At 74.4% G+C, this 19,025-nt stretch carries 14 protein-coding genes; 3 read left to right on the forward strand and 11 right to left on the reverse strand.

Going from position 1 to position 19,025, the window contains the following annotated elements; translation table 11 throughout:
• The first annotated feature begins 215 nt into the window (after positions 1 to 215).
• On the forward strand, positions 216 to 1,724 hold the full coding sequence (locus QSK52_RS17000; protein WP_285736922.1) for an MFS transporter: 1,509 nt from the start codon (positions 216 to 218) through the stop codon (positions 1,722 to 1,724).
• A 70-nt stretch (positions 1,725 to 1,794) separates the two neighbouring features.
• Here the strand turns inward: QSK52_RS17000 and QSK52_RS17005 are convergent, their stop codons facing one another.
• Positions 1,795 to 3,414: a cellulose binding domain-containing protein gene (locus QSK52_RS17005; RefSeq protein ID WP_285736923.1), complete on the reverse strand. Its 1,620-nt coding sequence runs from the start codon at positions 3,412 to 3,414 to the stop codon at positions 1,795 to 1,797.
• A 261-nt stretch (positions 3,415 to 3,675) separates the two neighbouring features.
• Entirely contained in the window at positions 3,676 to 4,599 is a 924-nt protein-coding gene (locus QSK52_RS17010; protein ID WP_285736924.1) for a lytic polysaccharide monooxygenase auxiliary activity family 9 protein, read from the reverse strand.
• Between the two features lie 649 nt (positions 4,600 to 5,248).
• Here QSK52_RS17010 and QSK52_RS17015 point away from each other — a divergent pair.
• Positions 5,249 to 6,631, forward strand: a complete 1,383-nt coding sequence (locus QSK52_RS17015; protein ID WP_285736925.1) for a choice-of-anchor A family protein — start codon at positions 5,249 to 5,251, stop codon at positions 6,629 to 6,631.
• Between the two features lie 247 nt (positions 6,632 to 6,878).
• On the opposite strand, the gene QSK52_RS17025 is transcribed toward QSK52_RS17015, so the two are convergent.
• From QSK52_RS17025 to QSK52_RS17050, 6 genes are all read right to left on the reverse strand, one after another.
• Positions 6,879 to 7,631, reverse strand: coding sequence for a hypothetical protein (locus QSK52_RS17025; RefSeq protein ID WP_285736926.1), 753 nt, complete (start codon positions 7,629 to 7,631; stop codon positions 6,879 to 6,881).
• A gap of 147 nt (positions 7,632 to 7,778) precedes the next feature.
• A complete protein-coding gene (locus QSK52_RS17030; RefSeq protein ID WP_285736927.1) occupies positions 7,779 to 8,801 on the reverse strand; it encodes a hypothetical protein in 1,023 nt (340 codons plus the stop codon).
• A 71-nt stretch (positions 8,802 to 8,872) separates the two neighbouring features.
• Positions 8,873 to 9,418 carry a hypothetical protein gene (locus QSK52_RS17035; RefSeq protein WP_285736928.1) on the reverse strand — a complete coding sequence of 182 codons (546 nt, stop codon included), beginning with the start codon at positions 9,416 to 9,418 and terminating at the stop codon, positions 8,873 to 8,875.
• Positions 9,419 to 9,636: 218 nt separating this feature from the next.
• On the reverse strand, positions 9,637 to 10,290 hold the full coding sequence (locus QSK52_RS17040) for a hypothetical protein (protein ID WP_285736929.1): 654 nt from the start codon (positions 10,288 to 10,290) through the stop codon (positions 9,637 to 9,639).
• 333 nt (positions 10,291 to 10,623) lie between these two features.
• Positions 10,624 to 12,003 (reverse strand): NADP-specific glutamate dehydrogenase, encoded by a 1,380-nt coding sequence (gdhA, locus tag QSK52_RS17045; protein ID WP_285736930.1) that lies wholly within the window; start codon positions 12,001 to 12,003, stop codon positions 10,624 to 10,626.
• 329 nt (positions 12,004 to 12,332) lie between these two features.
• Positions 12,333 to 14,039: a glycoside hydrolase family 13 protein gene (locus QSK52_RS17050; RefSeq protein WP_285736931.1), complete on the reverse strand. Its 1,707-nt coding sequence runs from the start codon at positions 14,037 to 14,039 to the stop codon at positions 12,333 to 12,335.
• A 306-nt stretch (positions 14,040 to 14,345) separates the two neighbouring features.
• Between QSK52_RS17050 and QSK52_RS17055 the strand changes: the two genes are divergently transcribed.
• Complete coding sequence (locus QSK52_RS17055) at positions 14,346 to 14,849, forward strand: PadR family transcriptional regulator (protein WP_285736932.1); 504 nt, start codon at positions 14,346 to 14,348, stop codon at positions 14,847 to 14,849.
• Here QSK52_RS17055 and QSK52_RS17060 read toward each other — a convergent pair.
• From QSK52_RS17060 to QSK52_RS17070, 3 genes are all read right to left on the reverse strand, one after another.
• Positions 14,831 to 16,135, reverse strand: a complete 1,305-nt coding sequence (locus QSK52_RS17060; RefSeq protein ID WP_285736933.1) for an MFS transporter — start codon at positions 16,133 to 16,135, stop codon at positions 14,831 to 14,833. The genes QSK52_RS17055 and QSK52_RS17060 overlap by 19 nt on opposite strands.
• 151 nt (positions 16,136 to 16,286) lie before the next feature.
• The gene (locus tag QSK52_RS17065; RefSeq protein WP_285736934.1) at positions 16,287 to 17,036 is read right to left on the reverse strand and encodes a TetR/AcrR family transcriptional regulator; all 750 of its coding nucleotides are present in this window, start codon (positions 17,034 to 17,036) and stop codon (positions 16,287 to 16,289) included.
• Between the two features lie 78 nt (positions 17,037 to 17,114).
• Positions 17,115 to 18,659 carry an MFS transporter gene (locus tag QSK52_RS17070; protein WP_285736935.1) on the reverse strand — a complete coding sequence of 515 codons (1,545 nt, stop codon included), beginning with the start codon at positions 18,657 to 18,659 and terminating at the stop codon, positions 17,115 to 17,117.
• Positions 18,660 to 19,025: the final 366 nt, after the last annotated feature.

A 19,025-nucleotide genomic window follows, 5' to 3' on the forward strand; every position in this document is an offset into this window, starting at 1 on the left:
GCCCCCGGTCCGGGCTCCGGCGCAGGTCGGAGCGGGGGCGACCGGGGGTCGGGCGGGCGCGGTCCGGGGCGGGTCAGGGTCGGAGTGGGGGAGAAGTCAGGGTTAATCCGTTTGACGGGAACGGCGCTCGACTCGTAGAACGGTGTTCGTCCAAGGAAACACCGTTCAATCGCGCGGCCCCCGTCCTCCGCGCCTGGTAGCAAACAGGAGCTGTCATGACCGACGCGGTCGGCCCCACCACCGCGGCGCCGCCCTCCGGCGCCGCCGCCGAACCCTACCGCTGGCGCTGGGTCGCGCTGTTCGTCATCCTCGCCGCCGAGGTGATGGACCTGCTCGACTCGCTGGTGACGAACATCGCCGCCCCCGCGATCCGGGCGGACATCGGCGGCGGCGAGTCCACCATCCAGTGGCTCGGCGCGGCCTACACGCTGGCGATGGCCATCGGCCTGATCACCGGCGGGCGGCTGGGGGACATCTTCGGCCGTCGCCGGATGTTCATGATCGGCGCGGCCGGGTTCACCCTCGGCTCGCTGGCCTGCGGCCTGGCCCAGGAGCCCTGGCAGCTGGTCGCCGCGCGGGTGCTGCAGGGCCTGCTCGGTGCGGTGATGCTGCCGCAGGGCCTGGGCATCATGAAGGAGATCTTCTCGCCCAAGGAGCAGGGCGCGGCCTTCGGCATGTTCGGCCCGGTGATGGGCCTGTCGACGGTCGGCGGCCCGATCCTGGCGGGCTGGCTGGTGGACGCCGACCTGGCGGGCACCGGCTGGCGCATGATCTTCCTGATCAACATCCCGCTCGGCCTGTTCGCCTTCATCGGCGGCCGGGTCTTCCTGCCCGCCCAGGCGCAGGGCCCGACCGTCCGGCTCGACCTGGTCGGCGCGCTGCTGGCCGCGGTCGGCGCGGCCATGGTCATCTACCCGCTGGTCCAGGGCCGCGAGCACGACTGGCCGCTGTGGGCGTTCGCGCTGCTGGCGGTGGGCGTGGCGGTGTTCGGCCTGTTCGGCTGGTACGAGGCGCGCCGCAAGGCCGCCGGGGCGGACCCGCTGGTCGAGCCCAGCCTGTTCGCCAAGCGCGGCTTCAGCGGCGGCATGGCCCTGGGCCTGGTCTTCTTCACCGCGATGACCGGCTTCTGGCTGACGTTCAGCCTGTACACCCAGCTCGGCCTGCACTACAGCGCCTTCAAGTCCGGGCTGGCGGGCATCCCGTCCTCGATCGGCATGGTGATCGCGTTCGTCGCCTCCCAGGCGCTGCAGAAGTACGGCCGCAAGGTGATGCACGTGGGCCTGGTGGTCATGCTGGCCGGCGTGCTCGGCCTGATGTACACCCTGCACAGCCAGGGCGCGGGCGTCACGCCCTGGCAGATGGTGCCCGCGCTGGCGGTCAGCGGCCTGGGCATGGGCCTGGTGATGGCCCCGTTCTTCGGCATGGTGCTGGCCTCGGTGGAGGCGCACGAGACCGGCTCGGCCTCCGGCACGCTGACGTCCGTGCAGCAGCTCGGCGCGGCCCTGGGCAGCGCCATCCTGGGCACGGTCTTCTTCGAGCGCCTGAAGACCGCCGACTTCGCCAGTGCCGAGCAGGTCACCCTGTGGGCCGAGGTCGGCCTGCTGGTGGTGGTCTTCGCCGCGATCTTCCTGCTTCCGATGCACGGCCGCCCCGAGCACGAGGGCGCCGAGGAGGGCGGCCCCGAGGGCGCGCTCCGCACGGAGGGCGAGCACCAGCCCGCCTGACACCCCGACAGGGCCGGCGGCCCGGAGCACACGGCTCCGGGCCGCCGGCCCGTTCGCGTCCGGAGCCGGATCAGCCCTGGTACGCCGCGAAGATCTTCGAGAACTGGTACGGCGTCTGCGGGACGTTGGTGCACTTGGGCAGCGAGCCGGTGCACGCGTTGGCGTCCCGGGTCATCTCCCAGAAGGCCAGCTCGCCGAGGTGGTTCTGCTGGGCGAAGGCGAGCAGCTGCTGGGCGTCGGTGATGCCGAACACCTCGGAGGCGGTGTCGTTCTGGCCGAGCATCGGGGTGACGCCGACCATGGCGTACGCCTGGGCGTCCGTCAGGCCGGTCCACACCGAGCGGATCTGCGCCTGGGTGGACTGCGCGGCCTGGATCGCGTAGGCGCCCATCCTGCCCGCCGGGCTCGGGGCGGCCCAGTCGCCGAAGTCCATCGCCATCACGTTGACCAGGTCGACGGAGAGCCCGGCGTTCTTGGCCGACTGCAGGACGTAGACGCCGTCCGCGGTCAGGCCGCTGGGCAGCACCGGCAGGGTCAGGCTGACCTTCAGGTCGCGGCCCTTGGCCCGCTGGGCGGCCTGGACCTGGGCGAGGGCGGCGGAGCGGCGGTCGACCGAGGCGCGGTCGGTGACGGCGGTGCCCTCGATGTCGAAGTCGACGCGGTCCAGCGCGTAGACGTCCACGACCTTCTGGTACTGGGCGGCCAGTGCGGCCACCGTGGTGCAGGACTGGGCGAGTTCGGTGCCGTTGGCGCCGCCGAAGGACGGACGGACGTCGCCGCCCGCGTCGCGGATCGCGTCCATGTCGGCCTTGTTCCAGCCGGTGGCCGGGTCGTAGGCGCCGAACCAGCTGGCGGTGCACGGCTGGCTGCCGTTGATGATGAACGCCAGCGAGAACTCCTTGATGCCGCTGGTGGCGGAGAGCGCGGGCAGGCTGGGCGTCGGGTACGCGCCGAGGTCCACGTAGGGGGCGGCGGTGCCGGCGCTGGTGCCGGTGCCCGCGGTGGCGGTGACGGCCGCCGAGTTGGCGGACTCGTTGCCCGCCGCGTCGAAGGCGCTGACGGTGAAGGTGTGGCTGCTGCCCTGGAGCAGGCCGCGGACGGTGGCCGAGGTGCCGGTCACGGTGGCGACCACGGTGGAGCCCTCGCGGACGTGGTAGCCGGCCACCGCGGTGTTGTCGGTGGAGGCCGTCCAGCCGAGGGTGATGCTGCCCGGCCCGGTGCCGGTGGAGCGCGGGCTGCCCGGGACGGACGGCGCGGTGCCGTCGGCGGGGGCACCGGCGCACGGCTGGTTGTTGATCGTGCAGTTGACGGGCGCGCTCTGCACCGCGCCGGTGGTGACGCCGAAACCGACCGCGGGGGCGGCGGCGCCGGGCGCCAGCGGGGCGGCCCAGGTCGGCGAGGTCACCGTGTAGTGGGTGCCGGTGGGGGTGGCGGTCGAGGTGAGCGTGCCGTTCCACAGGCTGGAGACGCTCTCGCCGGTCGGCAGGTCGAAGGAGAGCGACCAGCTGTTCACGGTGGCGTTGGTGTGGTTGGTCACGGTGTAGGTGGCCTGGAAGCCGTTCGACCAGCTCTGGGTGACCGCGTAGTCCGCGGTCAGGCCGGTCACGCCGGCCGCTCCGGCGGCGGTGGCGCCCAGCGGGGCGGCGATCAGGGCCGCGGCCGCGGCGAGGGAGAGGGTGACGCGCCTCATGGGGCGGGTCCTCCTTGGCGGTGTGGGGGATGGGTGGGGCCGTGCTCAGGTGCGTGGGGCGCACTCAAGATGGTCCAGACCAATCCGGGCCGTCAAGGTCAAGTCCTGCGGTTTTGCAAGGAGTTGACGGTTCAATCAGGTGCGATTAAGTCGGCCGGGGCGCACGGGAGACGACCCGAGGACGACGGAGGGCGCGGCCCCCGAAACGTGGGGGAAGGGGCCGCGCCACCCGCCTGACCCAGGTCAGGCGTTCGTGGGCCGTCAGGCGGAGACGGCGGTGCCGCGCATCCGGCGGGCCAGGTACGCGCCCGAGGCGGTGGCCGACAGCAGGGCCGCACCGGCCAGGCCGAGCAGCAGGTCGTCGTGGTCCGGCCGTTCGACGGCGGCGGTGCCCGAGGCGGCCACGGCCGCCTCGGCGGCGGTGAGGTCGCCGCCGTGGCCGTGGTGCGAGACGGTCGAGCGGGCGGCGCCCGCGTCGATCTGCGCCTGGGTCGGCGCCGAGGGGGCGCCCGCGGCGAGCGCGCCGGTCGCGGCCGCGGTGGTGGTGCCGCCGAAGTCGAGGTCCGAGCAGCCGTAGAACGCCTCCGGGCTGTCCGAGCGCTGCCAGACCATGTAGACCAGCTGGCGGCCGGTGCGCTGCGGCAGGTTCACGGTGACGTGGTAGTACCCGTTGTCCGAGGTGCGCGCGGTGTCGTAGACCGCGACCGGGCCGGACAGGTCCAGGTCGGACCACTTCAGCGGCTTGGTGGGGTCGTAGCCGGCCTTGGTGATGTACAGCTTCATGGTGCCCTGGTGGGGCGCGGTGACCCGGAAGTCGAAGTTCTTCGCCCCGGCCGTCACCGAGGTGGCCGGCCAGTCGGTGCGGGCCCAGTCCAGGGCGCGGTACTTGTCGCGGTTGGCCGAGCAGAGGTGGCCGTCCGGGATGATCTGCTGGCTCTGGCCGTTGGCGCCGGCGATGTTCACCTCGTTCCAGTCGTACAGCGGCTGGGTGCCGCTGTCCGCGACGAGGTCCTTGCAGACCTGGGACTTGGGGGTCTCGGGGCCTTCCGCGTAGCAGGCCGCGATGCGGCTGGGCGGGCCGAACATGGCGCCGTGCGCGCCGGCGGTGCCCGCGGCGAGGGTGGTGGCGACCAGGGCGCCCGTGCCCACCGCGGAGGCGGTGAGCAGACGGCGGGACCAGGACATGGTTCTCCTCAGGAAGGTCGGGCCGGTCGTGGGGGAAAAGCGGGCACGTCTGCCTGCGGGCCACGGGGAGCGACCCCGGGGCGGTGCGGTGTGGACCCGGCACACCGCGAGCCGTCCGAAGGCTACGATTGGCCTATACCAATTGACAAGTGTCGGCCAACGGCAGGTGGTTGGCGGATGGCGGGATCCGGCCACCGCCACCGTCCTTCCTGCGGTGCGGACCTGGTGCGACGTCAGGTTCCGGTCGGCGGACGGTCGACGGGAAACCGCAGGAGAACGGCCCCGTCCCGCGCCCGCGTCGACTTCCCGGGCGGTCGCGTCCGGCCGCCCGGAGGGCGCTCCGGGTCGCTGCCGCGCAGGCGGCGGGCGTCCGGGGCGGGGCAAGATCAAAGCTGCAGATAATGCTCCGATAAGTCGGCGGGCGGTGCACTCCTGACGAGGTGGCGGGCGCGCGGAGCCGCAGGACGGTTCGGGGCGGCAGCCCGTCGGCGGGATTCCCGGGAGGCGGCTCGCCATTCCCCGGGGCCCCGGGAGTCCGGCGCGGCTCCGCGCGACGGGCCCCCCACCGGGCCTTCGAGGAGTGCCGCCGTCCGTGGGGCGGCCGCGTGGCGGCGTGAGATCGTCCGCTTTGCCCACCTAATCTCCCGCTATGTCCGTACGCCCCTTTGCACTCGCGGCCCTCTCGGTCGGCTTCGTCACCACGCCCCTGCTCGTCCCGTACCTGCTGTCGCCGTCCGCCGTCGCGGTCGGGGCCAAGCGGGCCTCGATCGGCAACCCGGTCGAAGGGAACCTCGGCTTCAACGCCTTCGTGGAGCACGACACCACGCTGGGCAGCACCGAGGCCGAAGGACCGATCGCCACCGGAGGCAACCTCGCCTTCGGCTCCGGCTACAACGTCAGCCTGCACACCCCCGGCACCTTCACCGCCCCCGGCGACGGCCACCCGGCCGCCCTGGTGGTCGGCGGCCGGGTCGACTTCGCCGGGAGCTCCCCGGACGGGGTGCTGAAGGTCCTCAGCGGCGGCTACACCAAGATCGGCGACATGACCGGCTCGCTCGCCGTCGACCGGGACGTCAACAACGCCCAGGTCAACACCCAGGTGGTGGCCGCCGGGACGGCCCACAACTCGGTGCCCCGGATCGAGATGACACTGGACCAGCCGCCCGCCTCGGTCGGACCGGCGCCCGGCCTGATCGACTTCACCACCGCCTTCGAGGTCTTCCGCGAACGGGCCCGGGCGATGGCCGCCTGCGCGCAGAACGTCACCCTGCTCGACGACGCGGGCAACCCACTGCCCGACGGCCCCTACCCGCCCGGCGTCATCGGCCGCCTGACGCTCACCCCCGGCCGCACCAACGTGCTGCACCTGACCGGCCAGCAGATGAACGCCCTCGGCGAGATCAACTTCCGCAACCAGCCGACCCGGGACACCCCGCTGGTGATCGTCACCGACACCACCGCCGAAGGCGGCGTCCTCGACTGGGACAACCCCAACACGTCGGGCATCAGCAGCCCGCAGGCCCCCTACGTGCTGTGGGACTTCCCCGACGCCACCGACATCACCATGGTCAGCGGCGACTCCCTGGAGGGCACCGTCTACGCGCCCGGCGCCCACCTCAAGGACGTCAACGGCTCCAACATCGAGGGCGACATCATCGCCCGCTCCTACGAGGCCGGTCCGCTCGTCGGCGGCCAGTCGGTCCCCGCCGGGGAACTGCACTACTGGCCGTTCGACGCCACCGTCGCCTGCGAGAACACCAGCCCCTCGCCCAGCCCCAGCCCCAGCCCGAGCGGCAGCGGCAGCCCCGCCCCGTCCCCGAGCCCGTCCCCGACCCCGAGTCCTTCCACCAGCACCAGCCCCGCACCGTCCCCCAGCTCCTCGCGGACCCTGCCCGCCCCGTCCCCCACCGGCCCGGGCGGCGAACTGCCCGCCACCGGCGCCGGCCCGGCCCTCCCGCTGACCGCCGCCACCGCGGCCGCGGCCCTCGCCGCCGGAGCCCTCCTGCTGCGCCGTCGCGGCCGCAGGCACTGACCCCGCCCCGCAGAAAGGTTCCACCGTCTCCGACGGTCCGCCGAGGGCCGCCGGAGGCGGTTGCTGCGGGCCGGGCGGGCTCAGGACGAGTCCAGCGCCTCCAACGAGACGAGCAGCCGGGCGACGTCCAACCCGACGTCCAGGTACTCGACGAACAGCCCGTTGTGCAGCGCCCACGGCGAACGCCCCGCCCGGAGCGGTGGTACCCGGAACGGCGGGTGCTCCCCGGGGGTGCGGGCGGGGCGGGTCAGAGGTCGGAGGGGGGCGGGACGTCGGAGGACGGGCCGTACTCGCCCAGGTTCAGTGAGGACACCGCCCGGTAGCCGTCGCCCGCGCAGGTCAGCTCCAGCCGGGAGAGCCGGCCCGCGCTGTCGACCAGCAGGTCGGTGTCGCACTGCTCGATGCGGTGCTCGGCGATCTGCTGGCGGAGCGTGGAGCCGAGCGCGTCGGCGACCTCCGCGACCGGCAGTTCGCCCACCAGGTGGTAGGCCGTGCCGCCGTTCATGCCGCGGAGCTTCTGCAGGCCCCGGTACGCGTCCGGGCCGCGCTGCAGCAGGGTCTGCACCAACGGCCGGTGGTCGATCACCAGCACCGAGCCGGGCTGCCGCTCGTGCTTCTGCCAGGCCGCGCCGTCGACCTGGGTGTACACCGCGTCCCGCGTGGTGGTGACGTTGAGCGTCAGCAGGCCGTCCTTCGTGAGCGAGTGCAGGCCCATCGCGCTGGTCTGGACGTCCGACACGTTGACCGTGCCGTTGCCCCGGACGTGGTTCCGGTCGTCCTGGCTCTCCACCCCGAGCGCGGCCGAGAACGGCTGCGCGGGTGCGGCGATCGCGGCCCGGAGCTGCTCCAGCTCGTGCGCCCGGTCACCCGTCGCGGAGGCAGAGGCGGGAGCGGGCGCGGCGGCCTCCGGAGCGGGGGCGGCACCGGAACAGCCCGTCAGGAGAGCCGCCAGCGCGGCTGCGGACAGCGCCGCCGCGACCCCGTTCGTGCGTGCCTGCACCGACACCACCCCACCTCCGTGAAACACCTGCGAATCGAACAGTGCGGGACACGTTCTCGCAGGTGGGCGGCGCCGCGCAAGTCAATTCGTGGGCGAATTCGAACGATCGACCTGACGCCCGGTCAACCCCCTTGGCCCCCGGGCGGATCAGTCGCGGAACCCCGCGTGCACGTGGTCGTGGTGGGTGGGGTCGCTGAAGAACTGGTTCGCCGTCCGCCCGCCGGACAGCAGCCGCGGACCGCCCACGTTGTACGAGCCGGCCGCCGAGGCCGCCCGCATGAAGGACTCCACCAGATCGGCGGGGGCCGCCGGGTCCACCACCGGGTGCCCCTCGATCCGCCAGGTGTCGAACGCCAGCCCCCGCGGGTGGTCGCTCGGCCGGTCCGTCCCGAACACCAGCAGCGGGTGGCCCGAACGCACCACGCTCACCTCGAAGGCGTACGCCCCCGCCAGCGCCAGCAGCGCCTCCAGCACCGCCCCGTGCACCTGCCCGCTGCGCACGTCCGCCACCGCGGCGGGCGGCAGCGCGATCCGCGGCTGCGCCAGCACCCGGAGCGCCGGATCGGCCGGGGCGGCCGCCGCCGGTCCCGGGTCGGACGGGTGCAGCGCGGTGACCCGCCAGTGCGGCTCGGCGCGGCTCAGCCGGACGTCGACCGTGCTGCCGGTGGACACCGGCGCGCCGTCCGGCCCGGCCAGCCACTGCCGGCACACCACCAGCACGCTCGCCGAATCCGCCAGCAGCCCGCCGTACTGCGCGTACACCACCTCCAGGGCGGCCCGCGGCGCGTCCGCCAGCAGCGGGCCGCCCTGGTCGGCCAGTCCCGGGTCCGCCCCGAGCGCCGCCACCCGGGCCCGGGCCGCCGCCACCCCCTGCCCGCCCGGCGGCCACCCGCCGACCGCCTCCACCACCTGCACGGCCCGCAGCTTGACGTCCGGCTGCAACTCGCCCGGCCCCGGCTGCCAGGCGGCGGGGGAGGGGAAGGCGACGGGCGACGAGTAGGACGGGAAGGACGGGGAGGACGGGGAGGACGGGGAAGGGCCGGCGGGAGTGTTCGGGCCGGTGGTGGAGGAGCAGGCCGTCAGGGCGCAGCCCAGCCCGGCGAGCAGGACGGTGCGGCGGCCGGGCGGGGACGGGGACGGGGGCGGCGACGGGAGCGAAGGGGCGTTCACCCGGCCAGTGTCGGCCGCGACGGGTGGCCGCGACCGGTGCGACCCGCCGCCCCGGGGCGGGTGGCGGCGGGTCAGCCGGAGAGCAGGCCGGTGAAGAGTGCGCCGATCACCAGCAGGAAGCTCGTCGTGCCGAGGGCGGCCAGGGCGAGGAAGGTGGAGCGGCGGGTGAAGAGCGCGGCGCGGCCGGGGGCGTGCCGGAGGGTCAGCAGGCGGCCGCTGCGGTACCCGCCGACGGTCAGGATGGCCAGCGCGATGCCGCCGAAGAACGTGCCGGCACCGAGCCAGGTCCTGAGGTCGGGCCAGCAGGTGCCGCCGTCCTCGCAGCGCACCGCCACCACCTCGCCCGGGCTCCGGTGCCCGACGCCGCGCAGCCGCCAGTGCTCCGCCGCGGCACCGGCCGGGGCGTCGGCGCTCCGGCCGTAGCAGTCGATCTGCTCGTGCGGCACCCGCCCCCTCACGGTGGACCTCGTGCAGGAGGAGACGGTCACCCGCACCTCCGGGCGGCGGCCCGCCTCCGCCAGGTCGAGGAGGGAGGACGTCGAGTAGCAGGCGGCGGCGAGGCCCGCGGCCACCGTGGCCAGGGCGATGCCGATGGCGAGCGGCGTTGGCTCGGGCACGTCCCGGGTCAGCCGCTGGGCCCATCCCCAGTGCGCCTGCGGCGGCCCGGACGGCGGCCCGGATGGCGGGCGCGGGGCGGGTGGCACGGGCGGCGTCGGGGCGGTGCCGGTCCCGGCCCGTCCCGGGTGGTGGCGTCCGGGCATCGCGTCCCTCACTCTCCTCGCGGCGGTGGTGCGCGGGGCTGCTCCCGGGCCGCGCCCCGGTGGGTGGTGCGGCGTCAGGTCAGCATGTACAGCAGGGAACCGGCGGCGGCGAGGACCAGGGTCGCGGCGGCCGCCGCCGCACCGGCGCGCACGGTCCGGGGGCGGCGCAGGGCCGCGGCGCGGGACGGGGCGAAGGCCCCGAGCAGGGTGGTGGTCAGACCGGTCAGCGCCGCGCCGGTCAGCAGCAGGCCGCCGAGGCCGGCGACCAGCGTCAGCACGTGGTCGCCGACCCCGAGCCGGGTGCAGGAGCCGTCCGCGGTGCAGCGGACGTCCGCGACGGTGCCCGCCCGGTAGTCGAGCGGCGCGCCGTCGTACCGCCACGGCCCGGGGGTGACGTCGGTGCCGCCCGGGTCACCGGTGCCCCGGCAGTGGTTGGACAGGCTCCGGGACTCGCCGGTGGTGCGGCAGTCGGTGACCGTCATCCGCAGCTCGGGCAGCCGGTGCTCGGCCCGGACCTCGGCCATCGCGGCGCCGCTGCCGATCAGCACACCCACCCCGAGGGCGAGCCCGGCCAGCGCGAGCAGTGCTCCCAGCAGGGCCGCGAGTGCGGGCGGCAGTCGGCGCCCCGTCGGGCGGCGGGCCGCGCCGCGCCGGGGCGTCGCCCCGGTCTTGGTCCGGTCGGGCCCGTGCGTGCGCCGCTCCCGGCTCCCCCCGGACCTCCCGGACATGGCGACCCCGCCCTTCCCCGTGCGCGTCCGCCGGTCACGGCGTGACGGCACAACCTACCGCCCCCGGGACCTGGGGGAACAGCCCGGGGCGGGAGCGGGGGAGCGGGGGAGCGGACGGGGCGTCAGGCGGACGGGCGGCGGCCCCGGCACCGACCGGCGGCGCGGGGCGGCAGCGGTCGGCCCGCGTCCGGGGCACGAGCGCCTGCGGGACGGCCGGACCGGGGGTGCGGCGAGGAGCTGGCCGCCGGGCGCGGTGCGGCCGCTGGGCGGACGGCCTTCCGCGCGACGGGCCCGGACCGCGGGTGCCGTCCGGGCCCGTCGCGGGACGGACCGTCAGATCAGGCCCTGGGCGAGCATCGCGTCGGCGACCAGCTCGAAGCCCGCGATGTTCGCCCCCACCACGTAGTTGCCGGGGCTGCCGTACTTCTCCGCGGTGGTGTAGCAGGAGTCGTGGATGTGCTTCATGATCTCGCCGAGGCGGGCCTCGGTGTGCTCGAAGGTCCACGAGTCGCGCGAGGCGTTCTGCTGCATCTCCAGCGCCGAGGTGGCGACGCCGCCCGCGTTGGCGGCCTTGCCGGGGGCGAAGGCGACGCCCGCCTCCTGGAAGATCCGCACGGCCTCGGGGGTGGTGGGCATGTTGGCGCCCTCGGCGACGGCCTTGACGCCGCCCCGGACCAGCGCGAGGGCGTCCGACTCGTGCAGTTCGTTCTGGGTGGCGCAGGGCAGCGCCACGTCGCAGGCGACGTTCCACACGCCGGTGCCGGCCACGTACTTCACGTGCGGGCCGCGCGCCTCGGCGTAGTCGGAGACGCGGCCGCGGCGGCTCTCCTTGACCTCCTTGAGCAGGGCCAGGTCGATGCCCTTCTCGTCGACCACGTAACCGGTCGAGTCGGAGCAGGTGAGCACGGTCGCGCCGAGCTGCTGGGCCTTCTCGATCGCGTAGATGGCCACGTTGCCGGAGCCGGAGACGACCACGCGCTGGCCGGCCAGGCTCTCGCCGCGGGTGCGCAGCATCTCCTCGGTGAACATCACGCAGCCGTAGCCGGTGGCCTCGGTGCGGGCCTGCGCGCCGCCCCAGCCCAGGCCCTTGCCGGTGAGCACGCCCGACTCGTAGCGGTTGGTGATCCGCTTGTACTGGCCGAACAGGTAGCCGATCTCGCGGCCGCCGACGCCGATGTCACCGGCGGGGACGTCGGTGTACTCGCCGAGGTGGCGGTGCAGCTCGGTCATGAAGGACTGGCAGAAGCGCATGATCTCGGCGTCCGAGCGGCCCTTGGGGTCGAAGTCGGAGCCGCCCTTGCCTCCGCCGATCGGCATGCCGGTCAGGGCGTTCTTGAAGATCTGCTCGAAGCCGAGGAACTTGACGATGCCCAGGTTGACCGAGGGGTGGAAGCGCAGGCCGCCCTTGTAGGGGCCGAGGGCGCTGGAGAACTCCACCCGGAAGCCGCGGTTGACGTGGATGCCGCCCTCGTCGTCGGACCACGGCACCCGGAAGATCAGCTGGCGCTCGGGTTCGCAGACGCGCTCCACGATCCGGGCGTCGACGAGCTCGGGGCGCTGCTGCAGCACCGGGCCGAGGGTTTCGAGGACCTCGCGGACCGCCTGGTGGAACTCGTTCTCGCCCTGGTTGCGGCGCAGCACCTCCTGGTACAGCGGCTCGATCAGGCGGGCGCCGGCGTCGCTGGACGCGGCAGAGCTGGGGGTGGCCGGCATTCGGGCACAACCTTCCGTGGTCGGATGGTGCACGGGGGCGCTCCCGTCCCGGGGAGCGCCCTTGGTCCTCCTCGCCGTTGAGGACCGTCGGCGGCGCGCCTGACACGCGCCGGCCGACGGGGTGGGACCGGTGGTCTGCACCATTGTCCCAGGGCTGACCTGCGGACATCGACCGTGTGTCCACGATGTGAACGCCCGAATGGGTTATTTCGGTCACCCGGCAGGTAAAGGACGGGTCATCGGCGGCCCATTTTTCGGCTTTGCGATCCAAACTCGGTGAACGGTGTGAGTTTGCTGCGAATTTCGGGCGTGTCCCGGGACGGGGAGGGTCAGCGCCGCGGCTGGATCCACCAGGCGGTGGTGGCGGGCGGCAGCACCCCGGCCGGGCACGGGCCGGAGGACAGCAGCGGCTGGCCGGTCACCGGCGCCGGGGCCGGGACGGTGCCGAAGTTGGTGGCCACCAGCAGGCCGTCGCCCCGGGTGAAGGCCAGCACGTTCGGCGGGGTCTCGATCCAGCGCAGCGTGCCCTCGCCCAACTGCGGCAGCAGGCGGCGCAGGTGCAGCGCCTCCCGGTACAGGTGGTACGGCGAGGTGTGGTCGGCCAGTGCCCGCTCGGCGGTGTGCTGGGCGAACGAGGCGGGCTGCGGCAGCCAGGTCGGCGCCGAGCCCTCCGGGCCGAACCCGTACGGCGCCTCCGTCCCGGACCACGGCAGCGGGACGCGGCAGCCGTCCCGGATGCCCTTGCGGTTGCCGGTGCGGTGGAAGATCGGGTCGGTGATCACCTCGTCCGGCAGGTCGTCGACCTCCGGCAGGCCCAGCTCCTCGCCCTGGTAGAGGTACGCCGCGCCCGGCAGCGACAGCATCAGCAGCGCGGCAGCCCGGGCCCGCTCCGGGCTGCCGAAGCGGGTCGTGGTGCGGACCTGGTCGTGGTTGTTCAGCACCCAGGTCACCGTCGAGCCGGTCGCGGTGATGTCCCGCACCGCGGCGTCGATCACCTGGTGGAAGTGCTCGGCGTCCCACGGGGCGTGCAGCAGGTGGAAGAAGAACGCCTGGTGCAGCTCGTCCCCGCGCACGTACTTGGCCTGCTCGGCCGGGGTCGGCACCGAGGCCTCGCCGACCAGCAGCCGCTGGCGGCCGTCCAGCGCCGTGTACTCCTCGCAGATCGCCCGCCAGGAGCGCCACACCTCGTGCACCTCCGGCTGGTTCCAGGCCAGCGGGTTGACCGAGTCGCGGGTGCGCTCGTCCGCCTCCGGGTCCGGGGAGTCCGGCAGCTCGGAGTGCTTGAACAGGCCCGCCGCGACGTCGATCCGGAAGCCGTCCACGCCGCGGTCCAGCCAGAACCGCAGCACCTTCTCGAACTCGACCGGCACCTCGGGGTTGCGCCAGTTCAGGTCCGGCTGCTCCGGGGTGAACATGTGCAGGTACCACTGGCCCGGGGTGCCGTCCGGCTCGGTGATCCGGGACCACGCCGGGCCGCCGAACATCGCCCGCCAGTTGTTCGGCGGCAGCTCGCCGTCCGCGCCCCGGCCGTCCGCGAAGTGGAACCGGGCCCGCTCCAGGCTGCCCGGGGCGGCGGCCAGCGCCTCCAGGAACCACGGGTGCTCGGCCGAGCAGTGGTTGGGCACGGTGTCCAGCACCAGGCGCAGGCCCAGCTTCCGGCAGTCCTCGACCAGCAGGTCGAAGTCCTCCAGGGTGCCGAACATCGGGTCCACGCCCTTGTAGTCCGCCACGTCGTAGCCGTGGTCGTGCTGCGGCGACGGGTAGAACGGGTTCAGCCACACCCCGTCCACGCCCAGCCGCTTCAGGTACGGCAGCCGGGCCCGCACGCCCGGCAGGTCGCCGATGCCGTCGCCGTCGGAGTCCTGGAAGCTGCGCACGTACACCTGGTAGATCACCGCGTCGCGCCACCACAGCACGTCGGGGGCGGCCGGGGCCGGGTGTTCCTCCGGGAGCGGGCCGTCCGCGGTGAGGACGGCCGAGGCCGGGAGGCCCTCCGCGGGGCGCGACGGGTCGGCGGGGACGACGGACGTGATCATGCGTCACCTTCACGGGAGCGCGCGAGGGAGGTCGCGCTGACAGGCACAGGTCCGCAGGGCCTGACGTCGTGTCAGTTCCTCGGAGATACCTAGATGTTAGGTATAGGCCAAAGGGCATGTCCAGGAGACAGGAGGTGAAGATGTCACCTGCTGAGCCTTCGAGTGCCACCAGTTGGGGCGAATCAGGGCGAATAAGGGGGCGCACAACGGGGTAGAGCAAAGCCAAGGAGAGCCGCCCGGCGTACGACCGACGAAGTTCGGCCGCACGGCGCACTCCCCCCACTCACCTCGAAGGGAGGCGACCGAGTGCGGCTTCCGCTCCTCGCGCTGCTTGCCACGGGCCCCGCACACGGCTACCAGCTCCGGCGCGCCCTGGAGTCCACGTTCGGCCCGGCCTACGCGCGCACCAACGACGGCCAGGTGTACGTCACGCTCGGCCGACTGGAGAAGTCCGGCCTGATCGAGGGGCAGGACGTCGCCCAGGACGGCCGCCCGGCCAAGCGCGTCTTCGCCCTCACCGAGGACGGCCGGCGTGCGCTCGCCGACTGGTTCGCCCGGCCCTCCGACGGCGGCAAGGTCCGCGAGGAGTTCTTCCTCAAGCTCGTCCTCGCCCCGCGCACCCGCCTCGCCGACCCGCGCACCCTGATCGACCTCCAGCGCTCCCACTGCCTCGCCACCATCCGCGGCCTGCACGCCACCGCCGACCGGGCCGCCGACCACGGCGTCTCCCGCCTCCTGATCGAGGGCGAGGTCCTGCACCTGCAGGCCGAACTCGACTGGCTGGAGCGCTGTCAGCAGGAGTTCACCTGAGGGTCGGCGCCCCCGGCGTCCCCCGCACTGCCCGTGCTGCCCGCGCTCCCCGTGTCCGCGGCGGCCGCGGCGCCGCGGCGCAGCTGAGGCGTCGAGGCGGCCACCGCGCCGACCGCCGCCAGGCAGAGCAGACCGCCGCCGACCAGCGCGGCCGCGGCCCCGCCCCAGGCCGCGACGAGACCCGCGCGCAGGTTGCCGAGCTGCGGCCCGGCCTGGCCGACGACGGTCTCCGCCGCCGTCACCCGGCCGAGCATCGCGTCCGGGGTGCAGGTCTGCACGATCGTGGTGCGGGCGAGGACGGCCAGCGCGTCCGCCCCGCCGGCCACGGCCAGCAGGAGCAGGCCCGACCAGGCCCGGTCCGTCAGGCCGAACGCGGCCAGCGAGCCGCCCCAGACCGACGAGGCGGCCAGCATCACCGGGCCCGGGCGGCCGAACCTGGTCACCGGCCCGGAGAGCGCCGTCGCGACCACCCCGCCCACCGCCAGCGCGGACAGGAACAGCCCGAGGGTGCGCGGGTTCCCGTCGAAGCGCTCGGTGTTCACCAGCGGGAACAGCGACACCGGCATGGACAGCACCGTCGCCGCCAGGTCCGTCAGCAGCGCGCCCCGCACCACCCGGTGGCCCGTCAGGAACCGCAGCCCGTCCGCCACCCCGCCCAGCCCCGCCCGGGACGCACCGCCCACCGGGGGCAGCGGCGGCAGCCCGAACGCGCACGCGAAGGAGACGCCGAAGCTCGCCGCGTCCAGCAGGTAGCACACCCCGGCGCCCCACCAGCCGAGCACCACGCCCGCCACCGCCGGGCCCAGCAGCATCATCGCCTGCCCCGAGGCCTGGTTGAGCGCCACGCCCGCCGCGACCTGGTCCTTCGGCAGCAGGCGCGGGACGAACACCCCCGCCGCCGGGGCGCCCAGCGCGCCGAAGGACGCCTGCACGGCGACCAGCACCAGCACCGCGGCCACCGGCACGTGCCCGGTGAACCCCTGCACCGCCAGCAGCAGCGAGCAGGTCGCCTGCCCCGCGTTGCCCAGCAGGTAGATCCGGCGCCGGTCGGCCCGGTCGACCCAGGCCCCCGCGAACAGACCGAACCCGACCATCGGCAGCGCCTGCGCCAGGCCGACCGCCCCGCTCCACACCGGGCTGCGGGTGCGGTCCCACACCTGGAACATCACGGTCACCACGGTCATGAAGCTGCCCAGGGTCGACACCGTCCGTCCGAACAGCAGCCGCCGGAACAGGCGGGAGGTCCGCAGCGGCCGGACGTCGATCAGGGCGCGGGCGAGGCTCACGAGGCACGCACGGGCGGGGGCGCGGGGAGGGCAACGGGCTGGGGCACGCGCAGGACCCTAGCCCATCCGCCCGGTCGGCCGCGGCGGGACGGTGGCCGGCGCAGGGGCGGTCGGCGCAGGGGCGGTGGCGGGGCGGTCGGCGGCGGGACGGTCAGCGGAGGCCGGACTGCATGCCGATCAGGAGCCAGTCGAGGGCGCGGTGGAAGTCGCGTTCGCGGAGCAGGTGGTCGGGTTCGCGGGGGCGTTCGACGATGATGCCGGAGTCGGCGACGCCCGGGAGGTCGCGGACGGCCTCGGTGATCTCCTCGATCAGGTCGTCGGTGCTGCCGTTGGCCTCCGCGGCCTTCTCCGCCCAGTTGACCTCGGTGGCGGTGAAGCCGTAGGTGTACTGGAAGATCGCCGAGAGGGCGGCCATCGCGTCGGCCTCGGAGAGCGGGGAGGAACGGGCGATCTCCAGGGCGCGGGCGGAGTAGCGGACCGAGTTCGGCCCGATGTTCAGGTAGTCGCCGTAGATCCGGATCGCCCAGGGGTGCGCCAGCATGGTGGCCCGCCAGGTCACCGCGAGGGCGCGCAGGCCGTCCTGCCAGTCGGTGCCGTCGCCGACCTCGGGCAGCGCCATCTCGCCGGCCACCACGTCCAGGGCCAGCTCCAGCAGGTCGTCCTTGTCGGCGACGTACCAGTACAGCGACATCGGCGTGACGTCGAGCCGGGAGGCCAGCGCACGCATCGAGAACTTCGGCTCGCCCAGCTCGTCCAGCAGCCGGACGGCCGCGGCGACGATCACCTCGCGGTCCAGGCTGCCCGGCCCGCCCTCGCCCGCCCGCGAGGAGCGGCGGCCGCGGGCCGGGCGGGGGGTGAGCCAGACGCTCTGCTTGACCTGCGAGGCTCGCTTGGTGGCCACGGTGCTCCTTCGCTTCTACGGGGTGTCACCACCGTACGGCCTGCGGCGGAGGGGGCGCGGGGCGGAGGGGCGGAGCGGTCAGCGGGCGGTGGGGACGGGCTCCGCGGCGGGGTCGGGCGAGGGGGCGCCGGTGGCGGGGCGGTCGGCCCGGTGCAGCAGGGCCGCGGAGAGCAGGCCGCCGAGCAGGACGGCCGCGGCGCCGATCAGTTGGCTGGACGTCAGGCCGTGGGCGAAGGCGTCGTGCACCGCCTGTCGGGCGGTGTCGCCCGGGGCGGCGGCCAGCGCCTCGGGCAGCGACTTCGCCGCCGAGGTCGGGACCTCCGGCGGGAGGCCCGCCGCGAAGCGGGAGCCGAGGACCGCACCGAGGACCGCGACGCCCAGGCCACCGCCGAACTCCGTGACCGTGCCCTGCACGCCCGCGCCGGCCCCGGCCCGCTCCGGCGGGATCGCGCCCATCACGGCCGCGGCCATCGCCGGGTTGGCCACCGCGATGCCGCAGCCCATCAGCAGCAGGCCCGCCAGCAGCCCCGGGTACCCGTGGCCGGAGCCCAGCGCGGCGAGCAGCGCCAGACCACCGGCCAGCAGCCCCATGCCGATCGCCACGGCACCGGCGAAGCCGATCTTCGGCAGCAGCCGGGCGCCGACGCCCGACAGGTTGAGCAGCACGATCACCAGCGCCAGCGGCGACATCCGCAGGCCCGCCTCCAACGGCCGGTAGCCGAGCACCAGTTGCAGGTACTGGGTGAGCAGGAACAGCGAGCCCGCCATGCCGAACGCGACCAGGACGCCGCCCGCCACCGCGCCGTTGAAGCGCCGGTTCCGGAAGAAGGCCAGGTCCAGCATCGGGGCGGGGGTGTGCGCCTCCCAGGCGACGAAGCCCGCCAGTGCGGCCAGGCCGACCGCCCCCGACAGCAGCACCGGGCCGGAACCCCAGCCGTGCACCGGACCGGAGATGATCGCGTACACCAGGCCGACCATGCCGACCGTCGACAGCACCGCACCCGGGACGTCCGGACGGCGGCCCGAAGGGTCCTTGCTCTCGGGGAGCAGGCGGGCGACCGCGACCAGGCCGAGCAGCGCCACCGGGATGTTGACCAGGAAGATCGAGCCCCACCAGAAGTGCGCCAGCAGCACGCCGCCGAGCAGCGGGCCGCCCGCGAAGCCGAGCGAGCTGACGGCGCCCCAGACGCCGATCGCCTTCGGCACCTCGGCGCCCTGGAACACCTGCATCACCACCGCCAGCGTGGTGGTCATCAGCAGCGCGCCGCCGATGCCCATCCCGGCCCGGGCGGCGATCAACTGGCCCGAGGACTGGGCGAGCGCCGCGGCCGTCGAACCGGCGCCGAACAGCGCCAGGCCGGTCAGCAGCGCACGCTTGCGCCCGTAGCGGTCGGACAGGCTGCCCGCCGTCAGCAGCAGGCCGGACTGGACCAGCGCGTACGCGTTGATCATCCACTGGACGTCGGCCGTGCCCGCGCCCAGGTCCTCCGTCAGGGAGGGGATGGCCACGTTGAGCACGGTGTTGTCGAGCAGCACCACCAGCGTGGCCAGGCAGACCACCGCCAGGATGGCCCACCGCCGCGGGTGCGGGGCGACGGGCGAGGGGACGGAGGCTTGGGACAAGGGGACTCCAGGGGAAGGTCGGGGCGGCCGGGCGACCGCTCGTTGTACACCGTAGAGGAGTTCTTCTACGGTGTACAACGAATTTCCCGGGGAACCTCCGGACGCTTCCCCGAGGCGTCCCGGGTGCTCCGTCAGGCGGTCATGCCGCCGTCGACCGTGAGGCGGGCGTCGGTGGATGCCCGCGCCCGCCCGGGAGGCCGGCAGCGGCACCGCCGCGGCCACCTCGGCCGGGCGGGTGGCCGAGCGCGTCCGCGTACCACCCCCTGGGCACCGAGACGATCTCGTCCCGCTCGGGGGCCGGGGTGGGAGCGGTGCGGCGGGAGGCGGGAAAGGGCGGACCGGTGGTCGGTTCGAGAACCGTTCAGC

It is taken from the genome of Kitasatospora phosalacinea, from assembly GCF_030268885.1.
GTDB classification, from domain to species: Bacteria; Actinomycetota; Actinomycetes; order Streptomycetales; family Streptomycetaceae; genus Kitasatospora; species Kitasatospora phosalacinea_C.

What these genes read in the sequence shown, in the direction of transcription:
- QSK52_RS17000 (WP_285736922.1), top strand. Translation starts at nt 216, where the DNA reads ATGACCGACGCGGTCGGCCCCACCACCGCGGCGCCGCCCTCCGGCGCC.
- QSK52_RS17005 (WP_285736923.1), bottom strand. Translation starts at nt 3,414, where the DNA reads ATGAGGCGCGTCACCCTCTCCCTCGCCGCGGCCGCGGCCCTGATCGCC.
- QSK52_RS17010 (WP_285736924.1), bottom strand. Translation starts at nt 4,599, where the DNA reads ATGTCCTGGTCCCGCCGTCTGCTCACCGCCTCCGCGGTGGGCACGGGC.
- QSK52_RS17015 (WP_285736925.1), top strand. Translation starts at nt 5,249, where the DNA reads ATGTCCGTACGCCCCTTTGCACTCGCGGCCCTCTCGGTCGGCTTCGTC.
- QSK52_RS17040 (WP_285736929.1), bottom strand. Translation starts at nt 10,290, where the DNA reads ATGTCCGGGAGGTCCGGGGGGAGCCGGGAGCGGCGCACGCACGGGCCC.
- gdhA (WP_285736930.1), bottom strand. Translation starts at nt 12,003, where the DNA reads ATGCCGGCCACCCCCAGCTCTGCCGCGTCCAGCGACGCCGGCGCCCGC.
- QSK52_RS17050 (WP_285736931.1), bottom strand. Translation starts at nt 14,039, where the DNA reads ATGATCACGTCCGTCGTCCCCGCCGACCCGTCGCGCCCCGCGGAGGGC.